This is a genomic window from Streptomyces sp. NRRL F-5126, assembly GCF_000721265.1.
Classification (GTDB): domain Bacteria; phylum Actinomycetota; class Actinomycetes; order Streptomycetales; family Streptomycetaceae; genus Streptomyces.
On record NZ_JOFZ01000016.1, the window covers coordinates 157,413 to 173,357 of the forward strand.

Sequence of the window (15,945 nt, forward strand, 5' to 3'; positions counted from 1 at the left end):
GGTCGGTGGGGCCGGGCCCGGCTCAGCCCGAGGCGTCGTCGAATCGCAGCTTCGACGTGATGCGGTAGCGGTCGCCCCGGTAGAACGACTGGGCCAGCTCCACGACGCGGCCGAGCACGTCGCGGGTGGTGCGTTCGACACGGAGCACGGGCGCGTACACGGAGACCCCGAGCAGCTCGGCCTGCTCGGGGTTCGTGACGGTCGGCTCCAAGGTCTGCAGGGCGTCGCGGACACGGATGTCGAAGCGCTCCCTCAGCAGCTGGTAGAAGTTTCCCTGCTCCAGGTCGGCCGCGGTGAGCGTCGGGACGAGCGCGGCCGGGAGCTCCAGGTGCTCGATGGCCATCGGCTCGTCGTCCACGAGGCGCACCCGGGTGACGCGCCGCACCGGCTCGTCGGGCGCCATCTCGAGCCGCTGGGCGCGCGTCGGCCCGGCCTGCGTGGTGCGGAAGGAGACGATCCGGCTCGTCCAGTGGCCCTCGGCGGGCGGCACGGCCATGCCGTTGGTGGTCGTGCCCGCCAGCTCCTGGGTGACCTTGTGCGGGCTGGTGAACGTGCCCTGGCCGTGCCTGCGTACCAGCAGCCCGCTGTGGATCAGCTCCTCGACCGCGGCACGGACCGTGGGCCGGGACACGCCGAGTTCGAGGGCGAGATCGCGCTCGGACGCCAGCCCCGTGCCGGGCCCCGCGCTCTCGATGATGTCGACCAGATGGCGGCGGACCAGGTCCCTCTTCGCCGTGGCCGGTCGTCGGACCGTCGGCATGCCGGCCTCCCTGCGCTGGGTGCTGCTCACCGCTTCATCCTCTCAGCCGCCTCGCCCGGCCGTTGCCACCGAGGCCCCGGGCCCGCGAGGGCGCCGATCGAGCGCAGCACGCCGAGGTGCGCCGGAAGCCGTGAGCGGAACGCCGCGAAACCGGGGCGTTCGGCGCACCACGCGGCCTCGGCGAACGCGCACAGGCGCGGGTACGCGAGGTAGCGGACATGGTCGGGGGTCGGCGCGTACTCGGTCCACAACTGGGCCTGGACGGCGACCACTCCGGCCTGTCCGGGCCGCCGGATGTCGGCCGCGGGCAGGCCGCCGGCGAGCGGCTCGAACGCGTAGGCGTCGGCGAGCGTGGTCACGGGATGCCCGGGGGCGGGCGTCTCGTCGGGACCGTCGCTCTGGCGGTAGTCGAAGTACGTGGCGGTGTGGGGGGCCATGACGACCTGGTGCCCGCGGGCCACGGCCGTCGCGGCGTGCGCCGCGTCGAGCCACACCGTGAGGAGTGCGTCGGCCGGCAGGCGGCCCTTCGGCAGGCGCGACCCGTCGTCCCACACGGCGGTGCGCCGGCCGAGGCGCGTGAGATGCTCGTGCAAGCGGGCGACGAACCACGACCGCAGCAGCCTGGGGTCGTCCAGGCCCGCTTCCCGCGCGCGCAAGGCCGCGGCGGGGCTGCGCTCCCACTGGACGGTCGGGCACTCGTCGCCGCCGATGTGGACGACGGGGGAGGGGAAGATCTCCGCCACCTCGTCGAGGACGTCACGCAGGAAGTCCAGCGACCCGTCGTGCGGGGCGAGGACGTCCTCGCTGACACCCCATCCGTTCCACACCGTCACACCGCCCCGCGGATCGTTGCCGACGCCGGGATAGGCGGCGAGAGCGGCGCGTACGTGTCCTGGCATGTCGATCTCCGGGACGATCTCGACGCCGCGGGACGCCGCGTGCTCGACGAGCGCCACGAGGTCCTTCCTCGTGTAGTGGCCGGCGTGCACGGAGCCGTCGGGTTCGGTGCGCCGGGCGCCGATCTCCGTCAGGCGCGGCCGCGTCCCGACCTCGATGCGCCACCCCTGGTCGTCGGTGAGGTGCAGGTGCAGCACGTTGAGTTTGTGCAGGGCCAGTTCGTCGACGAAGGAACGCAGGAAGTCCAGGGGCATGAAGTGCCTGGCCACGTCGAGCAGCACACCGCGACGCGGCATCAGGGGCGCGTCGGCGATGTCGACGCACGGCCAGCCGCTGCCGTCCTCGTCCATCAGCAGGCGCAGCGTGTGCACCCCGTGCAGGAGCCCGGGGAGCGCCGGGGCGGTCAGGTCGAGCCCTCCGGGCGCCACCACGAGGCGGTACGACTCGGGCGGGCCGCCCGGCCGCAGCGCGAGCCGCAGCGGGGTCCCTGCAAAGGACCGTGGACGCCCGGGGCCGAGGTGGTGGGCGAGCAGTTCGGCGGCGGGGCCCGCGCCGGGGCCGGCCTCCAGGCGGATGGACGGTGCGAGGGCCAGGCGGCCGGGCATCCGGCGCAGTCCGGCGGGCTGAGGGATGATCACGAGGGCTTCCTCCGGTGACGCGCGTGCGTACGGTGGCGTGGGCAGCGGGCTCTTCCCGCCGCGGGCGGTCCGTGCGCCCGGTGGTCGTGCGCCCGGCGGCCGCGGTTCATGGCGCGTGCGTGCGTCACTCCTTCACCGCGCCCGCCGTCATTCCCTCGACCAGACGGTGCTGCACGAGCATGAAGAACACGATCACCGGCAGGGAGAACAGCGCCGACGCGGCGATCAGGCCGCCGTAGTCGGTGCCCGTACCGGTGGAGAAGGAGACGAGCCACACCGGGAGGGTGTAGCCGCTCTGATCCTTCATGATCACGTAGGCGAAGAGGTAGTCGTTCCAGGCGGTGATGAACGAGAACACACTGGTGGCGATCAGCCCCGGCAGGACGAGCGGCAGCAGGATGCGGCGCATGACGGTGACACGCCCCGCGCCGTCCACCATGGCGGCCTCCTCCAGTTCGCGTGGCACGCCACCCAGGAACCCCCGAAGCGTCCACAGGGTGAACGGCAGCACAAGTGCCAGATAGGTGCCGACGAGACCGGCGAGGTGGTTGAGCAGGTGAGCGCTCTTCAGGCTGAGGAACAGCGGGATGATCAGCGCCGGTTGCGGCACCATCTGCACCGCGAGCACGGCCACCAGGAACGATCGGCGGCCGCGGAAGCGGAAGCGGGTCAGGGCGACGGCCGCTACGAAGGCGAAGAGCAGTGCCACGACGATGACGGTGCACGTCACCAGCAGGCTGTTGCGCAGATCGCCGAGGAAGCCGTGCTGGTGCACCGCGTCGGAGAAGTTCGCGAGCGTCGGCGGCGACGGCAGGAAGCTCGGCGTCGGCCGGACGATCCTCGCGTAGGGCGTGAGCGCGGTGTTGAGCATCCAGTAGACCGGGAAGATCCACAGGAGGCAGAACAGCCCGGCCGTGGTGTTGAGCGCGATCCTGCGCCCGCGGCGTGCCGCCGTGCGGCCGGCCCCCCGGCGGCTCACCACTCCTCCCCGGCGCGTACCAGACCGCGTACGTGGACGGCGGTGAGGACCGCGAGGACGGCGACCGAGAAGACGGCGATCGCCGCGCCCTGGCCGAATGAGTTGGCGCTGAACGCCTTGGTGAAGGACCAGACGCCGAGGGTCGTGGTGGACCCGCCAGGACCGCCCTGGGTGAGGATCCACAACTGGTTGAACACGTTGAAGTCCCAGATGACGGACAGGACGGTGACCAGGCCGAGCACCGGACGCAGGAACGGCACGGTGATGACGAGGAACGAGCGCCAGGCGCCCGCCCCGTCGAGGGACGCTGCCTCGTAGTAGGCGCGCGGGATCTGGGTGAGGCCGGCGTACAGGGTGAGGGCGACGAACGGTACCGACTGCCACACCACCAGCAGCCAGACCATGGCGAACGCGGTCAGGGCGTGGGCGGTCCAGTCGTGCTGGGTCAGGTCGCCGAACCAGCCGAGCTGCGTGAGGCACCAGTTGACAACGCCGTACCCGGGCTGGAAGAGCCACTGCCACACCAGGGTCGCCGCGACGTTGGGCATGGCCCACGACGCGATGAGTGTGAGCGTCACGGCCGTACGGGCGACCCGCCCGAGGCCGCGCAGCATCACCGCGGTGCCGAGGCCGATCACCAGGGTGCCGGCCACCAGCGCCGCGCAGAACGCCGCGCTGCGTACCAGCACGGGGACGAGCTGCGGATCGTCGAGGACGGCACGGTAGTTGGCGAGCCCCGCCCAGCCGGCCCGGCCGGTGAACAGGGCGCGCAGGCCGTAGTCCCGCACGGAGATGACGGCGAGCCGCACGAGTGGATACCCGACCAGCAGGCCGAGGACGGCGGCGGCGGGCGCGAGCAGCCCATAGGGCACCAGTCGCGCGCGGCGGGAGGCAGCGGCGGCCGCGTGGGCGGACACCTCCTCGCGCCCCGGCGGCTCGCCGGCAGGGGAGTCGCGCAGGGCGCGCCGCTGCGGGGCGACCGTGTCACTGGGCGGCATTGAGGGCCTGGTCCAGGTGGGTGTCGAACGCCTTCGCCGCCGCGGCGGGTGTCTTGCGGCCGGTGGCGACATCGGCGAAGAGCGTGTTGATGGACTGGTCGCTCTCGACGGTGGCCCAGCCCGGTGATGCGGGCGTGGCCACGCTCTTCTTGGCGGCGGTGGTGAACGCCTTGGACAGGGCCGGGAGCTTGGCCTGCGTGCTGTCGATGATCTGGGTGGAGATCGGGGTCCAGTGGTCCATCCCGACGACGACGGACGCCTGCACGGACGGGTCGGTCGCGGTCTTGAGGTAGGCGAGTGCCAGGTCCTGGTGGCGGCCGCGTGCGGCGATGGCCAGGTCGGAACCGCCGAGGAAGACGGGCTGGTTGCCGCTGCCCGTCGCGCTCGGAAAGGGGAACGTGCCCAGCTTGCCCTTCATGGCGGGGTTGTCCTTGAGGATCTTGTTGACAGTCGTGTCGAGCACGGCGGAGGCCTTGCCGTGCGCGAACACCGCCGACTGGTCGGGAGAGGTGGTCAGGACATTGCGCGACGCGGGGGTCGAATAGGTGTTCTGGAAGTGCTTCCACCGGGCGATCCCGGCCTGCGCCTTGGCGTCCGAGAGTGTTCCCCGCCACCGGCCGCCGGACTTCACCGCGATCTTTCCGCCGGCGTCCCAGACGAACTGCAGGGCCCCGTACCAGTACTTGCCCGGGAAGTAGAACGCGGAGAAGTCGGCGCTGGAGTTCGCGGCCCTCACCTTGTCGAGATCGGCGGTGAGCTGCCCGTACGTGGCCGGTGGCTCGGTGACGCCGGCCTTGCGCCAGATCTCCTTGTTGTAGATCACCGCGCGGTTGCCCGCGAACAGCGGCGCGGCGTAGAGCTTCCCCCCGACGGTGGCGGGACCGGTGAGGCCGGCGAGCCAGGTCCCCCCGGCGGCCAGGTCGGATCGGTGCCCGGTGATGTCGGTGAGCGCGCCGGTGGCGGCGAAGAGCGGCACGTCGGTGTTGCCGATCTCCACGACGTCGGGTGCGTCGTCCTGGGCCAGAGCGGTGCTGATCTTGGTGTTGATGTTGTTCCATTCCTGGATCTCGACCTTGACCTTGGCGCCGGTGGCCTTCTCGAAGCGCTTGTTGATGGCGGCGACGGCCTGCGGGCTGAGGTCGCCGTCCATCTGCCACACCGTCAGGGTGCGGTCACCGCCCGCGGAGGCCTTCTCCGTGGAGCCGTTGCCGCCGCAGGCGGTGAGTGCCAGGCCGAGCACAACGGCGGTCGCGGGCAGGGCGGATCTGCGCATGGGTGTCTCCTCAAGGCGACGTGGCGGGCGGTCCGGGAGCCGTCTTCGGCAACGTCTGCTGTCGATGAGAAGAGGCTCCAACCTGACCACTGGTAATGTCAATGCTCAGGATCGGATGCAGATTCCTGATATTCCAAGGGTTGACGGCTTACGGAAGAGGCGTCAGCCTGGGCTTGTCATCGCATCAGAAAATGACCAGTGGTAAGAAACGTGACCCTGTCACGGACGCCATCCCTGCACCTCCGCCTTCTCCTCAGCAGGAGTTCCGATGGAGTACGCCCCCACCCGTCCGCGCGCTCTGCGCCGGGCACTCGTCGCGGGATCGGCCATGGTGTGCGCCGCCGCCGGCCTGATCGCCACGAGCCCCGCCCACGCCGACACACCGGCCCTGACGGTCCAGTACAAGACCGCCACGGCCGCTCAGGCCGACGAGGCAGAACCCTGGCTCGCCGTGCACAACAACACCGGCAGCGCCGTCGCCCTCAACCGGGTCATGCTGCGCTACTACTTCACCGCCGACACCACAGGCTCCTACACCTTCGCGTGCGCCTGGGCGCAGGTGGGTTGCGGCAATGTCAAGGGCAGTGTGGTCAAGATGCCCAACCCGACCGCGACCGCAGACCACTACCTCGAGATCACCTTCACCGGCGGCTCCATACCGGCCGGGGGCTCCTCGGGCGACCTCCAGCTACGGCTGTTCCGGACGGACTGGCAGCGCGTCGATCAGGCCGACGACTACTCGTTCGACGCGGCCGACACCACCTACACGGCCTCGGACCACGTGACGGCGTCGCTGGACGGTAACCAGGTCTGGGGCACCAACCCCGACGGCTCCACCTCGGGCGGGGGCGGTGGCACGACACCGCCCCCCGACAACCCGCCGCCCTCGGGGACCGCGCTGTTCGACGACTTCCACTACACCGGCCCGGACGACCCCGCCCTCGCCGGCCATGGCTGGAGCGTACGCACCGGATCCGGCGGCCCCGGCATCCAGAACACCTGGTCGGCGGACGCGGTCAGCTTCCCGTCCGACTCCACCGCACTGGGCGGCAAGGTGATGCGGCTGCGCGCCACGACCGACGGCACCGCGGCCGGCACCCGGCAGGCCGAGGTCGACACCACGCAGCGCAAGTTCCAGGAGGGCACGTACGCCGCCCGCGTGTACTTCAACGACGCGCCGACCTCCGGGCAGGACGGCGACCACGTCAACGAGACCTTCTACACCATCACACCGGACAACTCGCTCTACAGCGAACTCGACAACGAGTACCTGCCGAACGGCGGCTGGGGCGGTCCCGGGCCCACGCTCTACACCACCAGCTGGTACAGCGCCGACGCGATGGACCGCCAGACCCACAACGTGGTCAGCAGTCTGCAGGGCTGGCACACACTGCAGATGACGGTGGCGGACGGCACGGTCACCTACTACGTCGACGGCCAGGAGTACTTCTCCACCACCGGCAAGTACTACCCGCGCGAGCCGATGACGATCGACTTCAACGAGTGGTTCATCGACCTGCCGTTCACGGGGGCCCGCAGCTGGGACGAGAAGGTCAACTGGGTCTACTACAACGCCACCGGCACGCTCACCCCGAGCCAGGTCGACGCGGCCGTGAACGGGTACGAATCCGCCGGAACGCACTTCACGGACACGGTGCCGAGCCCCTGAGGCACGTGCCCGACCGGGCCCGCACCGGCGTCAGTGGGCCCGGATCGCCGGCGTCCCGTCATGGCGCGCACCCGGCCGGTACATCAGGATGATCAGCCGCGCGCCGGGGGAGGCGAGCGGCTGCGCCGCGCACATGCGCAGCCAGCCGGGCCCCTGCCGCACGTGCCTGATGGGGCGCTCGTCGCCGTCCGGGTGGATGACCGCGCCACCGGCCTCGTACAGAGGGGCCGCCAGCGGATCGGCGAGCACCTCCGCCTCGATCCGGCGCAGCACCGCGTCGCCGGGCCGCGCGACCAGCGCGGCGCGCAACTGCGGGACGAGCAGCGGCGCCCAGGCCGTCTCCCAGTCGCTGAGGACCTCGCGCCCGTCGGGGTCGAGCAGCATGAAGTGCATCATGTTGGCCGGCGCACGGCCGCCCGGCACCATCTGCGTGAACGCGCTGTTGCACGCGAGCATGTCCCACGAGGCGTCCGTGATGTACGCCGGGTGCAGGATGCCCTCGACGGCGTCCTGCCACATGCCGGGTATCTCCTTGCCCGCCGAGGGGCGCAGGGGGCCCGGCGGGTCCTCGTCCCGCGCGTAGCGGCACAAGGACACCCACTCCTGCTCGTCGAAGCCGAACAGCTGCGCCACCTCCCTCAGCAGGGAGACGGGAGGGTTGTGGTACGTGCCCGACTCGAGGCGGTGGTAGGTGTGGACGGCCCGGTTCAGCAGGAAGTCGATCTGCTGCTGGGAGAGTCCGGGCGCCCGTCTGCCCTGCCCGGTCGGTCGGGCCAGCCCGTGCGACTCCGGCGTGATGCGCGCACGGCGCTCGCGCAGCATGGCGCTCAGCGCCTTCTTGTGCATGTCCGGTGGCCCTCCGGGGGGAAGAAAGGTCCGTCGGACTCACATTATTCACAAGGTAATTCGTAAGAGAAGCCGTCCGAAGAAATGCGGCCCAGACTGCGTCATGCTGGTCGCACAGCGCGCCGCGAACCGGTTCTGGGGGGAAGCGGGGGGCGAAAGCCTCCGCGGCGCGCGGCCACTGGCCGCGGCCGGTGCCGGCACTCATTGCGAGCGGCCCCGGCACCCGCCGCGGCAGTCGGCCGCCGACGGGGGAGCCGCGGCCGTCACGCACGGCCGCGGGCAGGCGTCAGCGGCCCGCCACCGGGACCGTGGCCCGCACCAGCTTGCCGCCCGTCCCCAGCGGGATCACCGCCACCTCGGCCAGTCGCGACACCATGGGCCAGCCGTACCCGCCCGGCAGCCAGTCACCGCCCCGGCCGCGCACCACGGGCCGCTCGCCACAGGCGTCCCGCACCGTCACCTCCACACCGGCCCGCGTGACGGCGACCCGCATTCCGCTCACGCCGCCCGCATGCCGCAACGCGTTCGTGACGAGCTCGGACACCACGAGCAGCACGTCGTCCGCGACCGGCCCCGGCACCGCCACGTCCCTGCCGCCCAGATACGCCGCCGCGAGATCACGCGCCTCGCCCGCGGAGTGCGGCTGCGCGTCCAGTGGCCGCGCGGCCGGCGGTGCGGAGTCCATGACGGCGTTCTGCGCCCCGGCATCCGGGGCGGGCACCAGGAGTGTCATCGCGACACCTCCCTCTCGTGGCTTGCGTTCCTTTGGCTGCGTCTGCCCGCTGGAGCGCCGGCTGACGCCTGCGTTGCGCGCACGCTGCCACGTATATGTTTTTGGCATATGACAAAAAGCTTCGGGCGGGATCCGGCGGCCCGGGGCCCGGCAGGGCGGGCTTCGCATATGCTTCCCGGCGGAGAGCGACGTCGTCCCTGGGCGCCGCCTGGCTGAGGGGGAAAACGTGGCTGAGGCGCCCCTTGGGCCCGCGTCGCCGCAGCTGCGGCCCGGACGCGGACAGGCGAGCACCCCGGGTCGGCTGCCCGCGCAGGAGGCCGTCGCCGGAGCACGTGCCTCGCTGGGTGCGGTCGACGCCGCGCTGCTGCTCGTCGAGGACGACGCGGGAGACGCGCTGCTCGTCGAGGAGATGCTCGCGGACAGCGACCTCCGCTCCCCGCTCACCTGGTGCAAGACCGTCACCGAGGCACACAAGCACCTCGCCGGCCGCGCCGGCCCCGTCTGCGTCCTGCTCGACCTGCACCTTCCCGATGCCCAGGGGATGGACGCCGTCACGCGCATCGTCGGCAGCTCGCCCGACGCGGCGATCGTCGTCCTCACCGGCATGGCCGAGGGCGGGACCGGCCTCACCGCCGTCGCCACCGGCGCCCAGGACTACCTCGTCAAGGACCGCCTCGACCCCGAGGTCCTCAGCCGCGCCGTGCGCTACGCCCTCCAGCGCAAGCAGGTCGAACGCGCCACCGCGGCCCTGCGCGCGGGCGAGCTGATGGCGCGGGAGAACGCCCGCCTGGAGCGCGGCCTGCTGCCGGTGCCGTTGCTGCGCGACGAGGACTTCCAGGCGTTCGCGCGCTACGAGCCGGGCCGTGCCCACGCCCTGCTCAGCGGTGACTTCTACGACGTCGTGCAAACCGCGGACGGCACCGTCCACGCGGTCATAGGCGACGTGTCGGGCCATGGCGCGGCCGAGGCGGCCCTCGGGGTCTGCCTGCGCGTCGCCTGGCGCACCGCGGTCCTGTGCGGCACCGCCCCGCTGGAACAGGTCAGGCTCCTGGAGGAGATCCTGGTCGCGGAGCGCTCCGACCGCCACGTGTTCGCGACCGTCACCTCCCTCGTCTTCCCACCGGGCGGCACCGAGGTGCGCGTCGTCCGCGCCGGTCACCCCGGCCTCCTGGTCCGGGACGGCTCCGAGGTCTCCTGGGTCGAGCCCCGGGCCGGGATGGCGCTCGGCCTGCTGCCGGGGGCCGGCCGCTGGAGCGAGTCCACGGTGCCGCTGCCGCCCGGCGGCCACGTCGTCCTGTTCACGGACGGCCTGTTCGAGGGCCGCACCGGACCCTCGACCCGGCTCGGCGAGGACGGGCTTCTCGACGTCGCCCGCCGCCACGGCGCCCTCCCGGCGCGCCTGTTCGTCGACGCGCTGGTGAGCGAGGCGGCAGCCGGCGCCGCGCCCTATGGAGGCCTCGCCGACGACGTCGCCGTGCTTCACCTCGGCTGGGGAGAAGCGGTTTGAGCCTGTGGCACCTCATCAGGGAGCGGCTCTCCGTGCAGGGCTGGAGCCGGCTCATCCTGGCCGCGATGGTCCTCGTGGTCGTCGGCTGCACCGCCGTCGGGGCGGCGCTGATATCCCGGACCAACGCACGCAGCGACGAGCTCTCCGACCGCATCCAGCCCGCCAGGGCCGCCGTCCTTCAGGTGCAGAAGTCCCTGCTCGACCAGGAGACCGGGCTGCGCGGCTACGCCCTGACCGCCGACCACTCCTTCCTCCAGCCCTACACGGACGGTCTCGCGAGCGAGCGGGTCCACACGCGCACCGTGCGCGCCCTGGTCTCGGACGACCCCGCGCTGCTGGCCGACGCGGACGCCATCACCCGCGCCGCCGCCGCCTGGCGGCGCGACATCGCGGTACCCGTGCTCGCCCGCGTCAAGACGAGCGGCAGGCTCACCGCGTCGGGCACCCTGATGGACCGCAGCAAGGACCGGTTCGACGGGTTGCGCAGGCGCTTCGCGACCCAGACACACCACCTCGACGCGGCGCGGGACCAGGCACGTGCCCGCCTCGACCACGCCAGGCACGTGAGCGACATCGTCTTCCTGTGCATGCTGATCCTGTTCGTGGCCGCCGTCGTCGCGCTCGGCTACCTGTTGCACGCCATGGTGGGCAGGCCGCTGGGCCAGCTGCGCGCCGCCTCCGACGGCGTACGGGCCGGCGCCTTCCGCAACCGGATCGAGGTCGGCGGCCCGTCGGACCTCAGGGCCGTCGGCGCGGCGGTCGAGGACATGCGGGCGCGCCTCGTCGAGGAACTGGAGGAGAGCACCGGACGCGAGGAACTCCTCGCCGACCAGGCGGAGGAGCTGCGCCGCTCCAACTCCGAACTGGAGCAGTTCGCCTACGTGGCCTCGCACGACCTCCAGGAACCGCTGCGCAAGGTCGCCTCGTTCTGCCAGCTCCTGGAGAAGCGGTACGCCGGGAGCCTGGACGACCGGGGCAGGCAGTACATCGACTTCGCCGTGGACGGCGCCAAGCGCATGCAGGTGCTCATCAACGACCTGCTGACCTTCTCCCGCGTCGGCCGCGTCCACGACGCCTGGCAGGCCGTCGATCTGGAAGCCTCGTTCGAGCGCGCGCTGGGCAACCTCGCCCTGGTCATCGAGGAGAACGACGTCACCGTCGTACGGGAGGCCGTCCTGCCCGAGGTGCACGGCGACCCCACCACCCTCGCCATGCTGTGGCAGAACCTCATCGGCAACGCCGTCAAGTTCCGCAGCCCCGACCGCCCCGCCAGGATCGTGGTCGGCTGCGTGCGCGAGGAGGCCGGTCCCGGGACGGGCGACGGGTCCGTGTGGCACCTCAGCGTCACCGACAACGGTATCGGGGTGGCCCCGGAGTTCGCGGAGAAGGTGTTCATCATCTTCCAGCGCCTGCACGCGCGGGACGAGTACGAGGGAACCGGCATCGGCCTCGCCCTGTGCCGGAAGATCGTGGAGTTCCACGGCGGGCGCATCTGGCTCGAGCCGGTGCCCGACGGCGGCACCGCCATCCACTTCCACCTGCCCGCCGAATCCGGCGCCCAGCACCACGCGGCGGAGCTCGCGGCCGCAACCGCCGCGCTCACCGCACCGTCCCCCACCCCGCCCCCGCCAGGAGCAGTGACATGACCGTTCCCGCGCAGCCGAAGCCGATCGAGGTCCTGCTGGTCGAGGACGACGCGGGCGACGAGCTGATGACGCGCGAGGCGTTCGAGGACAACAAGATCCACAACGCCCTCCACGTCGTGCGCGACGGCCAGGAGGCGCTGGACTTCCTGCACCGGCGTGCCCCGCACGAGGACGCCCCGCGGCCCGACCTGGTCCTGCTCGACCTCAACCTGCCGCGCTACGACGGGCGACAGGTGCTCGAGCACATCAAGACCGACCCGGAACTCGCGCTCATCCCCGTGGTCGTGCTCACCACGTCCTCGGCCGAGGAGGACATCCTGCGCAGCTACAAGCTGCACGCCAACGCCTACGTCACCAAGCCGGTAGACCTCGACCGGTTCATCACCGCGGTGCGCCAGATCGACGAGTTCTTCGTGAGCGTGGTCAGGCTGCCAGGGCGCCCGTGATCCGTGCCATGCAACGCGTGTGCATGAGATGGGCGTGAGGGGGCATAAGCGGGAACGAACAGGGGGGAACCCGGACGCCTACAGGTGCGCGGGCAGGAGCGAATGAACGAACAGATGTCCGTCTCAGGGGCGACTGCGCCCGCCGGTACGGAGTCGTGGGTGCAGCCGACACATTGCCTCAGAAGGGCGGCGGAATTCAGCGGGGAACCCGGTTGCATAGCAGCGGCCAGGGAGCTGGCCGTCCGGTTCCTCCAGCAGCTGGGCGCCGAGTGGCTGGCCCCGTTCGACGACCGCACGCGCGACGATGTCCTGCTCGTCGTCAGCGAGCTCGTCACGAACGCGGAGCGGCACAGCCACGGCCCCTACCTGATCGAGCTCGAGGGCACGGCGGGGTACGCGACCGTGACGGTCTACGACAGCAGCGCGACGCTGCCGCGCCACTTCCCGCCCGACCCGTCGCGGCTCGGCGGCCACGGCATGGAGATCGTCCGCGCGGTCAGCGACGCCGTCACGGCCGAGGTCGTCCCCGTCGGCAAGCGCGTGAGCGCGCGTTTCGACTTCCCGCACGGCGCGTAGCCGCAGGCGCGGCATGCCGGAGGCGCTCTAGCGGCCCCCGGGGCCGAACCAGTCCACGCACACCACCAGCGCGTCGTCCTGGGTCTCGGTGTCACGATAACGGGCGAGCTCCAGCAGCACGGCGTCCGGAACCATCGCGGCCGGCAGCAGGCTCGTGGCCGCGATCGCCCTCGCCAGGGCGCGCTCACCGAACACGTCGCCGCGCGGCGAGAGCGCCTCGTACACGCCGTCGCTCGCGAACACCATCCGGTCGCCCGGCTCCACGCGGAGCGTCTGCGCCGTGTAGTCCGACTCCTCGAACATCCCGAGCGGCAGTTGCGCCTCGAGATCGATCCGCTCGACGCTCCTGCCGCGCTGGCGCCACAGCTGCGGCGACCCCGCGTCCACGGCCTGCGCGCGCCCCGACGCCAGGTCGATGCGGAGCAGCAGGGTCGAGACGTGCTGCGCGCCCCTGTACCGCTCGTACAGCGCCTGGTCGGCGAGTGCGGCCTGGTCGGCGATGCCGATGCCCGCCCTGCGCGCGTTGCGCAGCGCCTTCACCGCCAGATTGGTCAGCAGGGCGGCCCCGATGCCCTCGCCCATCCCGTTGGTGACGGCGAGCGTCAGGGACCGGCCGTCGGCCGACCAGTCGAAGTTGTCTCCGTAGATCGCGTAGGCCGGCTCGAGCTGCGCGCCGACCGCGTACTCGGTCGCCTCGCAGGCACGACCGGGCAGCAGCTCCCACTGCATCTCCGCGGCGAGCGTCAGCCGGCTCACCCGGCGCGCCCGCCGGTACAGGTCGGTGTCGCGCTCCGCGACCAGGATCTCGTGGCCCAGCAGCACGGCCACCCTGGACAGCTCGTCGACGGCCTCGGCCGTCGAGCGCTGCTGCGGCAGCCGCACGGTCAGGATGCCGAGCCGGTCGCCACGCACGGTGACGGGGAGGTGGTGGTCGACCTCGTCCCCGTGGCGCACCTGGCGCTCGTGCGGCTCCTGGCTGCCGAACGCACGCCCCTCGGGGCTGTTGCTCAGCGGCAGCGCGCCCTCGGCGCCGGCATCGTCCACCGGGTTGAGCACCGTGAGCCCGTAATCGGCCAGGTAGAGGCGCACGAACGAGGCTCCGTACTCCGCCACGAGCGCGTCGCGTACCACGTCCACCAGCGCGTGCGGGGCCGCTGCCCGGACCGATCTTTCGATGTCCGCCAGTACAGTCACTGTGGTTCAGGCCTTCTTCTCAGGGCGAATCCGTCTGGGCTGACAAAGACCCGTGCCGGATGAAAGAGTGGATCGATGTCCCGCTTCACGGCTCAGCCGCACCAGCGCGAGCAGGTCGCCATGGCCGCCCGCGCCGCCTCCGAGCTGCTGGAGGTGTTGTGGGGCCGTGGCCAGGAGGCGGCGCCTTCGGGGCCGGTGTCGCCGTCGCAACTACGTGCCCTTCTCGTCATCGAAGCCTACGAGGGTGCGAACCTGCGCACGCTGAGCGACGTGCTCGGATCCCGTCCGTCGTCGCTCAGCAGGCTCTGCGACCGGATGGAGGCGATGGGGCTCGTGGCGCGCTCGCCGAGCCCGACCAGCAGACGCGAGGTGGAACTGCGGCTCAGCAGACGCGGCCGCACGCTCCTCGACGAGTACCGGGCTTTCCGCACCCGTGAGGTGGAGCTGGTGCTCGACCACATGGAGCCCTCGGACGTCGTGACACTCGCCGAGGGGCTCAGCGCCTTCCGCGCCGCGGCGGGGGAGCGGTTCGGGGAGCTCGGCAACGCACCCGCCGACGCCGGGCAGCGCCGGGTGGCGGACAGCGCGTAGCTTCATTCAGCCCCACTTCCTGGTACGGGCACGTTACCTCCGGCGCGACGGTCGGCGCGCGGAAGCGGTGAACAGATTGTTGCCCACCAGAGAATGTTGTCAAATGACAACTATCGATTCTATCGTGGGGCCACTCACGCCGAGTCGCCGACGTCCGAAGGGACACCGTGCTTCCTCACCCCAGCGCCGACAGGGCGATGGACCTGATCACCCGCCAGGAAGGTGCCGCGGTCGTCTTCGCCGTCGGCGGCGAACTCGATCTGGACACCGTCGCGCCTCTTGCCGAGGCCCTCGGCCGGGTGGCGCGGGACGGTGCGGGCCAGGCCGTCGTCCTCGACCTGTCGGGTGTCACCTTCGCCGACTCGACGACGGTCAACGTGCTGCTGCGGGCCCGCGAGAACCTCGGAGACCGGCTGAGGATCGCCACGCCGTCGGCGTTCATCCAGCGGCTGTTCGACGTGATCGGGCTCGGGGCGGCGCTGTCGGTGCACAGCACCGTGGCGTCGGCGCTGACGGACGGCTCAGCGGTCCCGGGAGCCGGCGATCCCGTCGGCGCGCAACGCGCGGTAGTCCGCGAGCAGGGCCGCTGCCGCGAGCGGTGAGCACGAGCCCGATCTCCCTGCGGTCCTGCCGCACCGGCAGGCGCTCGATGAGGCCGTCCGACTCCATGGACGCGCACAGCCTGCCGGCGCGCGGCATGGCGACCCCCAGGCATCCGGCGAGACCCGTGAGGTTCAGCCCGGGCCGGCGCCCGATGAGCAGGAGGATCCGCAGCCGGCGGGGCGGCCGGCGTTTCGGCGGCCTCCCTGAGCGTTTCCGCGGGAGGTCGTGGGCGACGGCCGCCCATGGGCTCGTCACACGGCGGCGAGGCCGCCCGGCGTGTCCGCGGGACCCGCGCCCGTGCCGCCGCCGGCCGCGGCGAGCCGCCTGGCCGCCACCGCGAGCGCGTCGGCGGCCGAGCGGGTGCCCGTCGACACGCAGAGCGTGTAGGTGGCGTCATCGAGGCGCCGGGCCGTCTGCCTGGTGCTGTGCCGGGCGTGCTCGGCGCGCGCGGTCTCGTACTGTGCGACAAGGTGGCGCAGCATCGTCGGGTGAGCCATCAGCACGGCGTGTGCCTGCCTTTCTCCCGCGGGCTCCGCAGGGGACGTTGCTGCGGCACCTTCCCGTTCGCGGGCCGGTCATGCCTGCGCCT

General features: G+C 71.8%; 16 protein-coding genes and 1 pseudogene. 7 read left to right on the top strand and 10 right to left on the bottom strand.

Annotated elements, in window-relative coordinates:
- Positions 1–22: 22 nt before the first annotated feature.
- The 5 genes from IH48_RS0131240 to IH48_RS0131260 all read right to left on the bottom strand — a co-directional run bounded on the left by IH48_RS0131240 (position 23) and on the right by IH48_RS0131260 (position 5,545).
- Positions 23–790 carry a GntR family transcriptional regulator gene (locus IH48_RS0131240; RefSeq protein ID WP_199810040.1) on the bottom strand — a complete coding sequence of 256 codons (768 nt, stop codon included), beginning with the start codon at positions 788–790 and terminating at the stop codon, positions 23–25.
- Positions 787–2,295, bottom strand: a complete 1,509-nt coding sequence (locus tag IH48_RS0131245; RefSeq protein ID WP_051840922.1) for a beta-N-acetylhexosaminidase — start codon at positions 2,293–2,295, stop codon at positions 787–789. Before IH48_RS0131245 ends, IH48_RS0131240 begins: the two co-directional genes overlap by 4 nt.
- Before the next feature lie 124 nt (positions 2,296–2,419).
- Positions 2,420–3,274, bottom strand: coding sequence for a carbohydrate ABC transporter permease (locus tag IH48_RS0131250; protein ID WP_051840924.1), 855 nt, complete (start codon positions 3,272–3,274; stop codon positions 2,420–2,422).
- Positions 3,271–4,272 carry a carbohydrate ABC transporter permease gene (locus tag IH48_RS0131255; RefSeq protein ID WP_078850170.1) on the bottom strand — a complete coding sequence of 334 codons (1,002 nt, stop codon included), beginning with the start codon at positions 4,270–4,272 and terminating at the stop codon, positions 3,271–3,273. The genes IH48_RS0131250 and IH48_RS0131255 overlap by 4 nt, the downstream gene beginning before the upstream one ends.
- Entirely contained in the window at positions 4,259–5,545 is a 1,287-nt protein-coding gene (locus tag IH48_RS0131260) for an extracellular solute-binding protein (RefSeq protein ID WP_030912341.1), read from the bottom strand. Before IH48_RS0131260 ends, IH48_RS0131255 begins: the two co-directional genes overlap by 14 nt.
- Positions 5,546–5,813: 268 nt before the next feature.
- Between IH48_RS0131260 and IH48_RS0131265 the strand changes: the two genes are divergently transcribed.
- Positions 5,814–7,214 carry a cellulose binding domain-containing protein gene (locus IH48_RS0131265; protein ID WP_030912344.1) on the top strand — a complete coding sequence of 467 codons (1,401 nt, stop codon included), beginning with the start codon at positions 5,814–5,816 and terminating at the stop codon, positions 7,212–7,214.
- 30 nt (positions 7,215–7,244) lie between these two features.
- On the opposite strand, the gene IH48_RS0131270 is transcribed toward IH48_RS0131265, so the two are convergent.
- Complete coding sequence (locus IH48_RS0131270; protein WP_030912346.1) at positions 7,245–8,060, bottom strand: helix-turn-helix transcriptional regulator; 816 nt, start codon at positions 8,058–8,060, stop codon at positions 7,245–7,247.
- Positions 8,061–8,346: 286 nt separating this feature from the next.
- Positions 8,347–8,793, bottom strand: coding sequence for an ATP-binding protein (locus IH48_RS0131275; protein ID WP_051840926.1), 447 nt, complete (start codon positions 8,791–8,793; stop codon positions 8,347–8,349).
- 262 nt (positions 8,794–9,055) lie between these two features.
- On the opposite strand from IH48_RS0131275, the gene IH48_RS0131280 reads away from it, so the two are divergent.
- From IH48_RS0131280 to IH48_RS0131295, 4 genes are all read left to right on the top strand, one after another.
- Positions 9,056–10,300 carry a SpoIIE family protein phosphatase gene (locus tag IH48_RS0131280; RefSeq protein ID WP_030912351.1) on the top strand — a complete coding sequence of 415 codons (1,245 nt, stop codon included), beginning with the start codon at positions 9,056–9,058 and terminating at the stop codon, positions 10,298–10,300.
- Between the two features lie 65 nt (positions 10,301–10,365).
- On the top strand, positions 10,366–11,946 hold the full coding sequence (locus tag IH48_RS0131285) for a sensor histidine kinase (RefSeq protein WP_078850179.1): 1,581 nt from the start codon (positions 10,366–10,368) through the stop codon (positions 11,944–11,946).
- Positions 11,943–12,392 (top strand): response regulator, encoded by a 450-nt coding sequence (locus IH48_RS0131290; RefSeq protein ID WP_030912357.1) that lies wholly within the window; start codon positions 11,943–11,945, stop codon positions 12,390–12,392. The genes IH48_RS0131285 and IH48_RS0131290 overlap by 4 nt, the downstream gene beginning before the upstream one ends.
- Positions 12,393–12,494: 102 nt before the next feature.
- The gene (locus IH48_RS0131295; protein ID WP_030912360.1) at positions 12,495–12,968 is read left to right on the top strand and encodes an ATP-binding protein; all 474 of its coding nucleotides are present in this window, start codon (positions 12,495–12,497) and stop codon (positions 12,966–12,968) included.
- Between the two features lie 27 nt (positions 12,969–12,995).
- Here IH48_RS0131295 and IH48_RS0131300 read toward each other — a convergent pair whose 3' ends face one another.
- A complete protein-coding gene (locus IH48_RS0131300; protein WP_030912363.1) occupies positions 12,996–14,162 on the bottom strand; it encodes a PP2C family protein-serine/threonine phosphatase in 1,167 nt (388 codons plus the stop codon).
- A gap of 75 nt (positions 14,163–14,237) precedes the next feature.
- Here IH48_RS0131300 and IH48_RS0131305 point away from each other — a divergent pair, with 75 nt between their 5' ends.
- Complete coding sequence (locus tag IH48_RS0131305; RefSeq protein ID WP_030912368.1) at positions 14,238–14,753, top strand: MarR family winged helix-turn-helix transcriptional regulator; 516 nt, start codon at positions 14,238–14,240, stop codon at positions 14,751–14,753.
- 167 nt (positions 14,754–14,920) lie between these two features.
- Entirely contained in the window at positions 14,921–15,355 is a 435-nt protein-coding gene (locus IH48_RS0131310) for an STAS domain-containing protein (protein WP_324604339.1), read from the top strand.
- Positions 15,356–15,377: 22 nt separating this feature from the next.
- Here the strand turns inward: IH48_RS0131310 and IH48_RS37710 are convergent.
- Positions 15,378–15,611, bottom strand: a pseudogene (locus IH48_RS37710) (MarR family transcriptional regulator); the annotation flags it as partial.
- Positions 15,608–15,859, bottom strand: a complete 252-nt coding sequence (locus IH48_RS0131315) for a DUF5133 domain-containing protein (RefSeq protein ID WP_051840928.1) — start codon at positions 15,857–15,859, stop codon at positions 15,608–15,610. The gene IH48_RS0131315 and the pseudogene IH48_RS37710, both read right to left, overlap by 4 nt.
- Between the last annotated feature and the right edge of the window lie 86 nt (positions 15,860–15,945).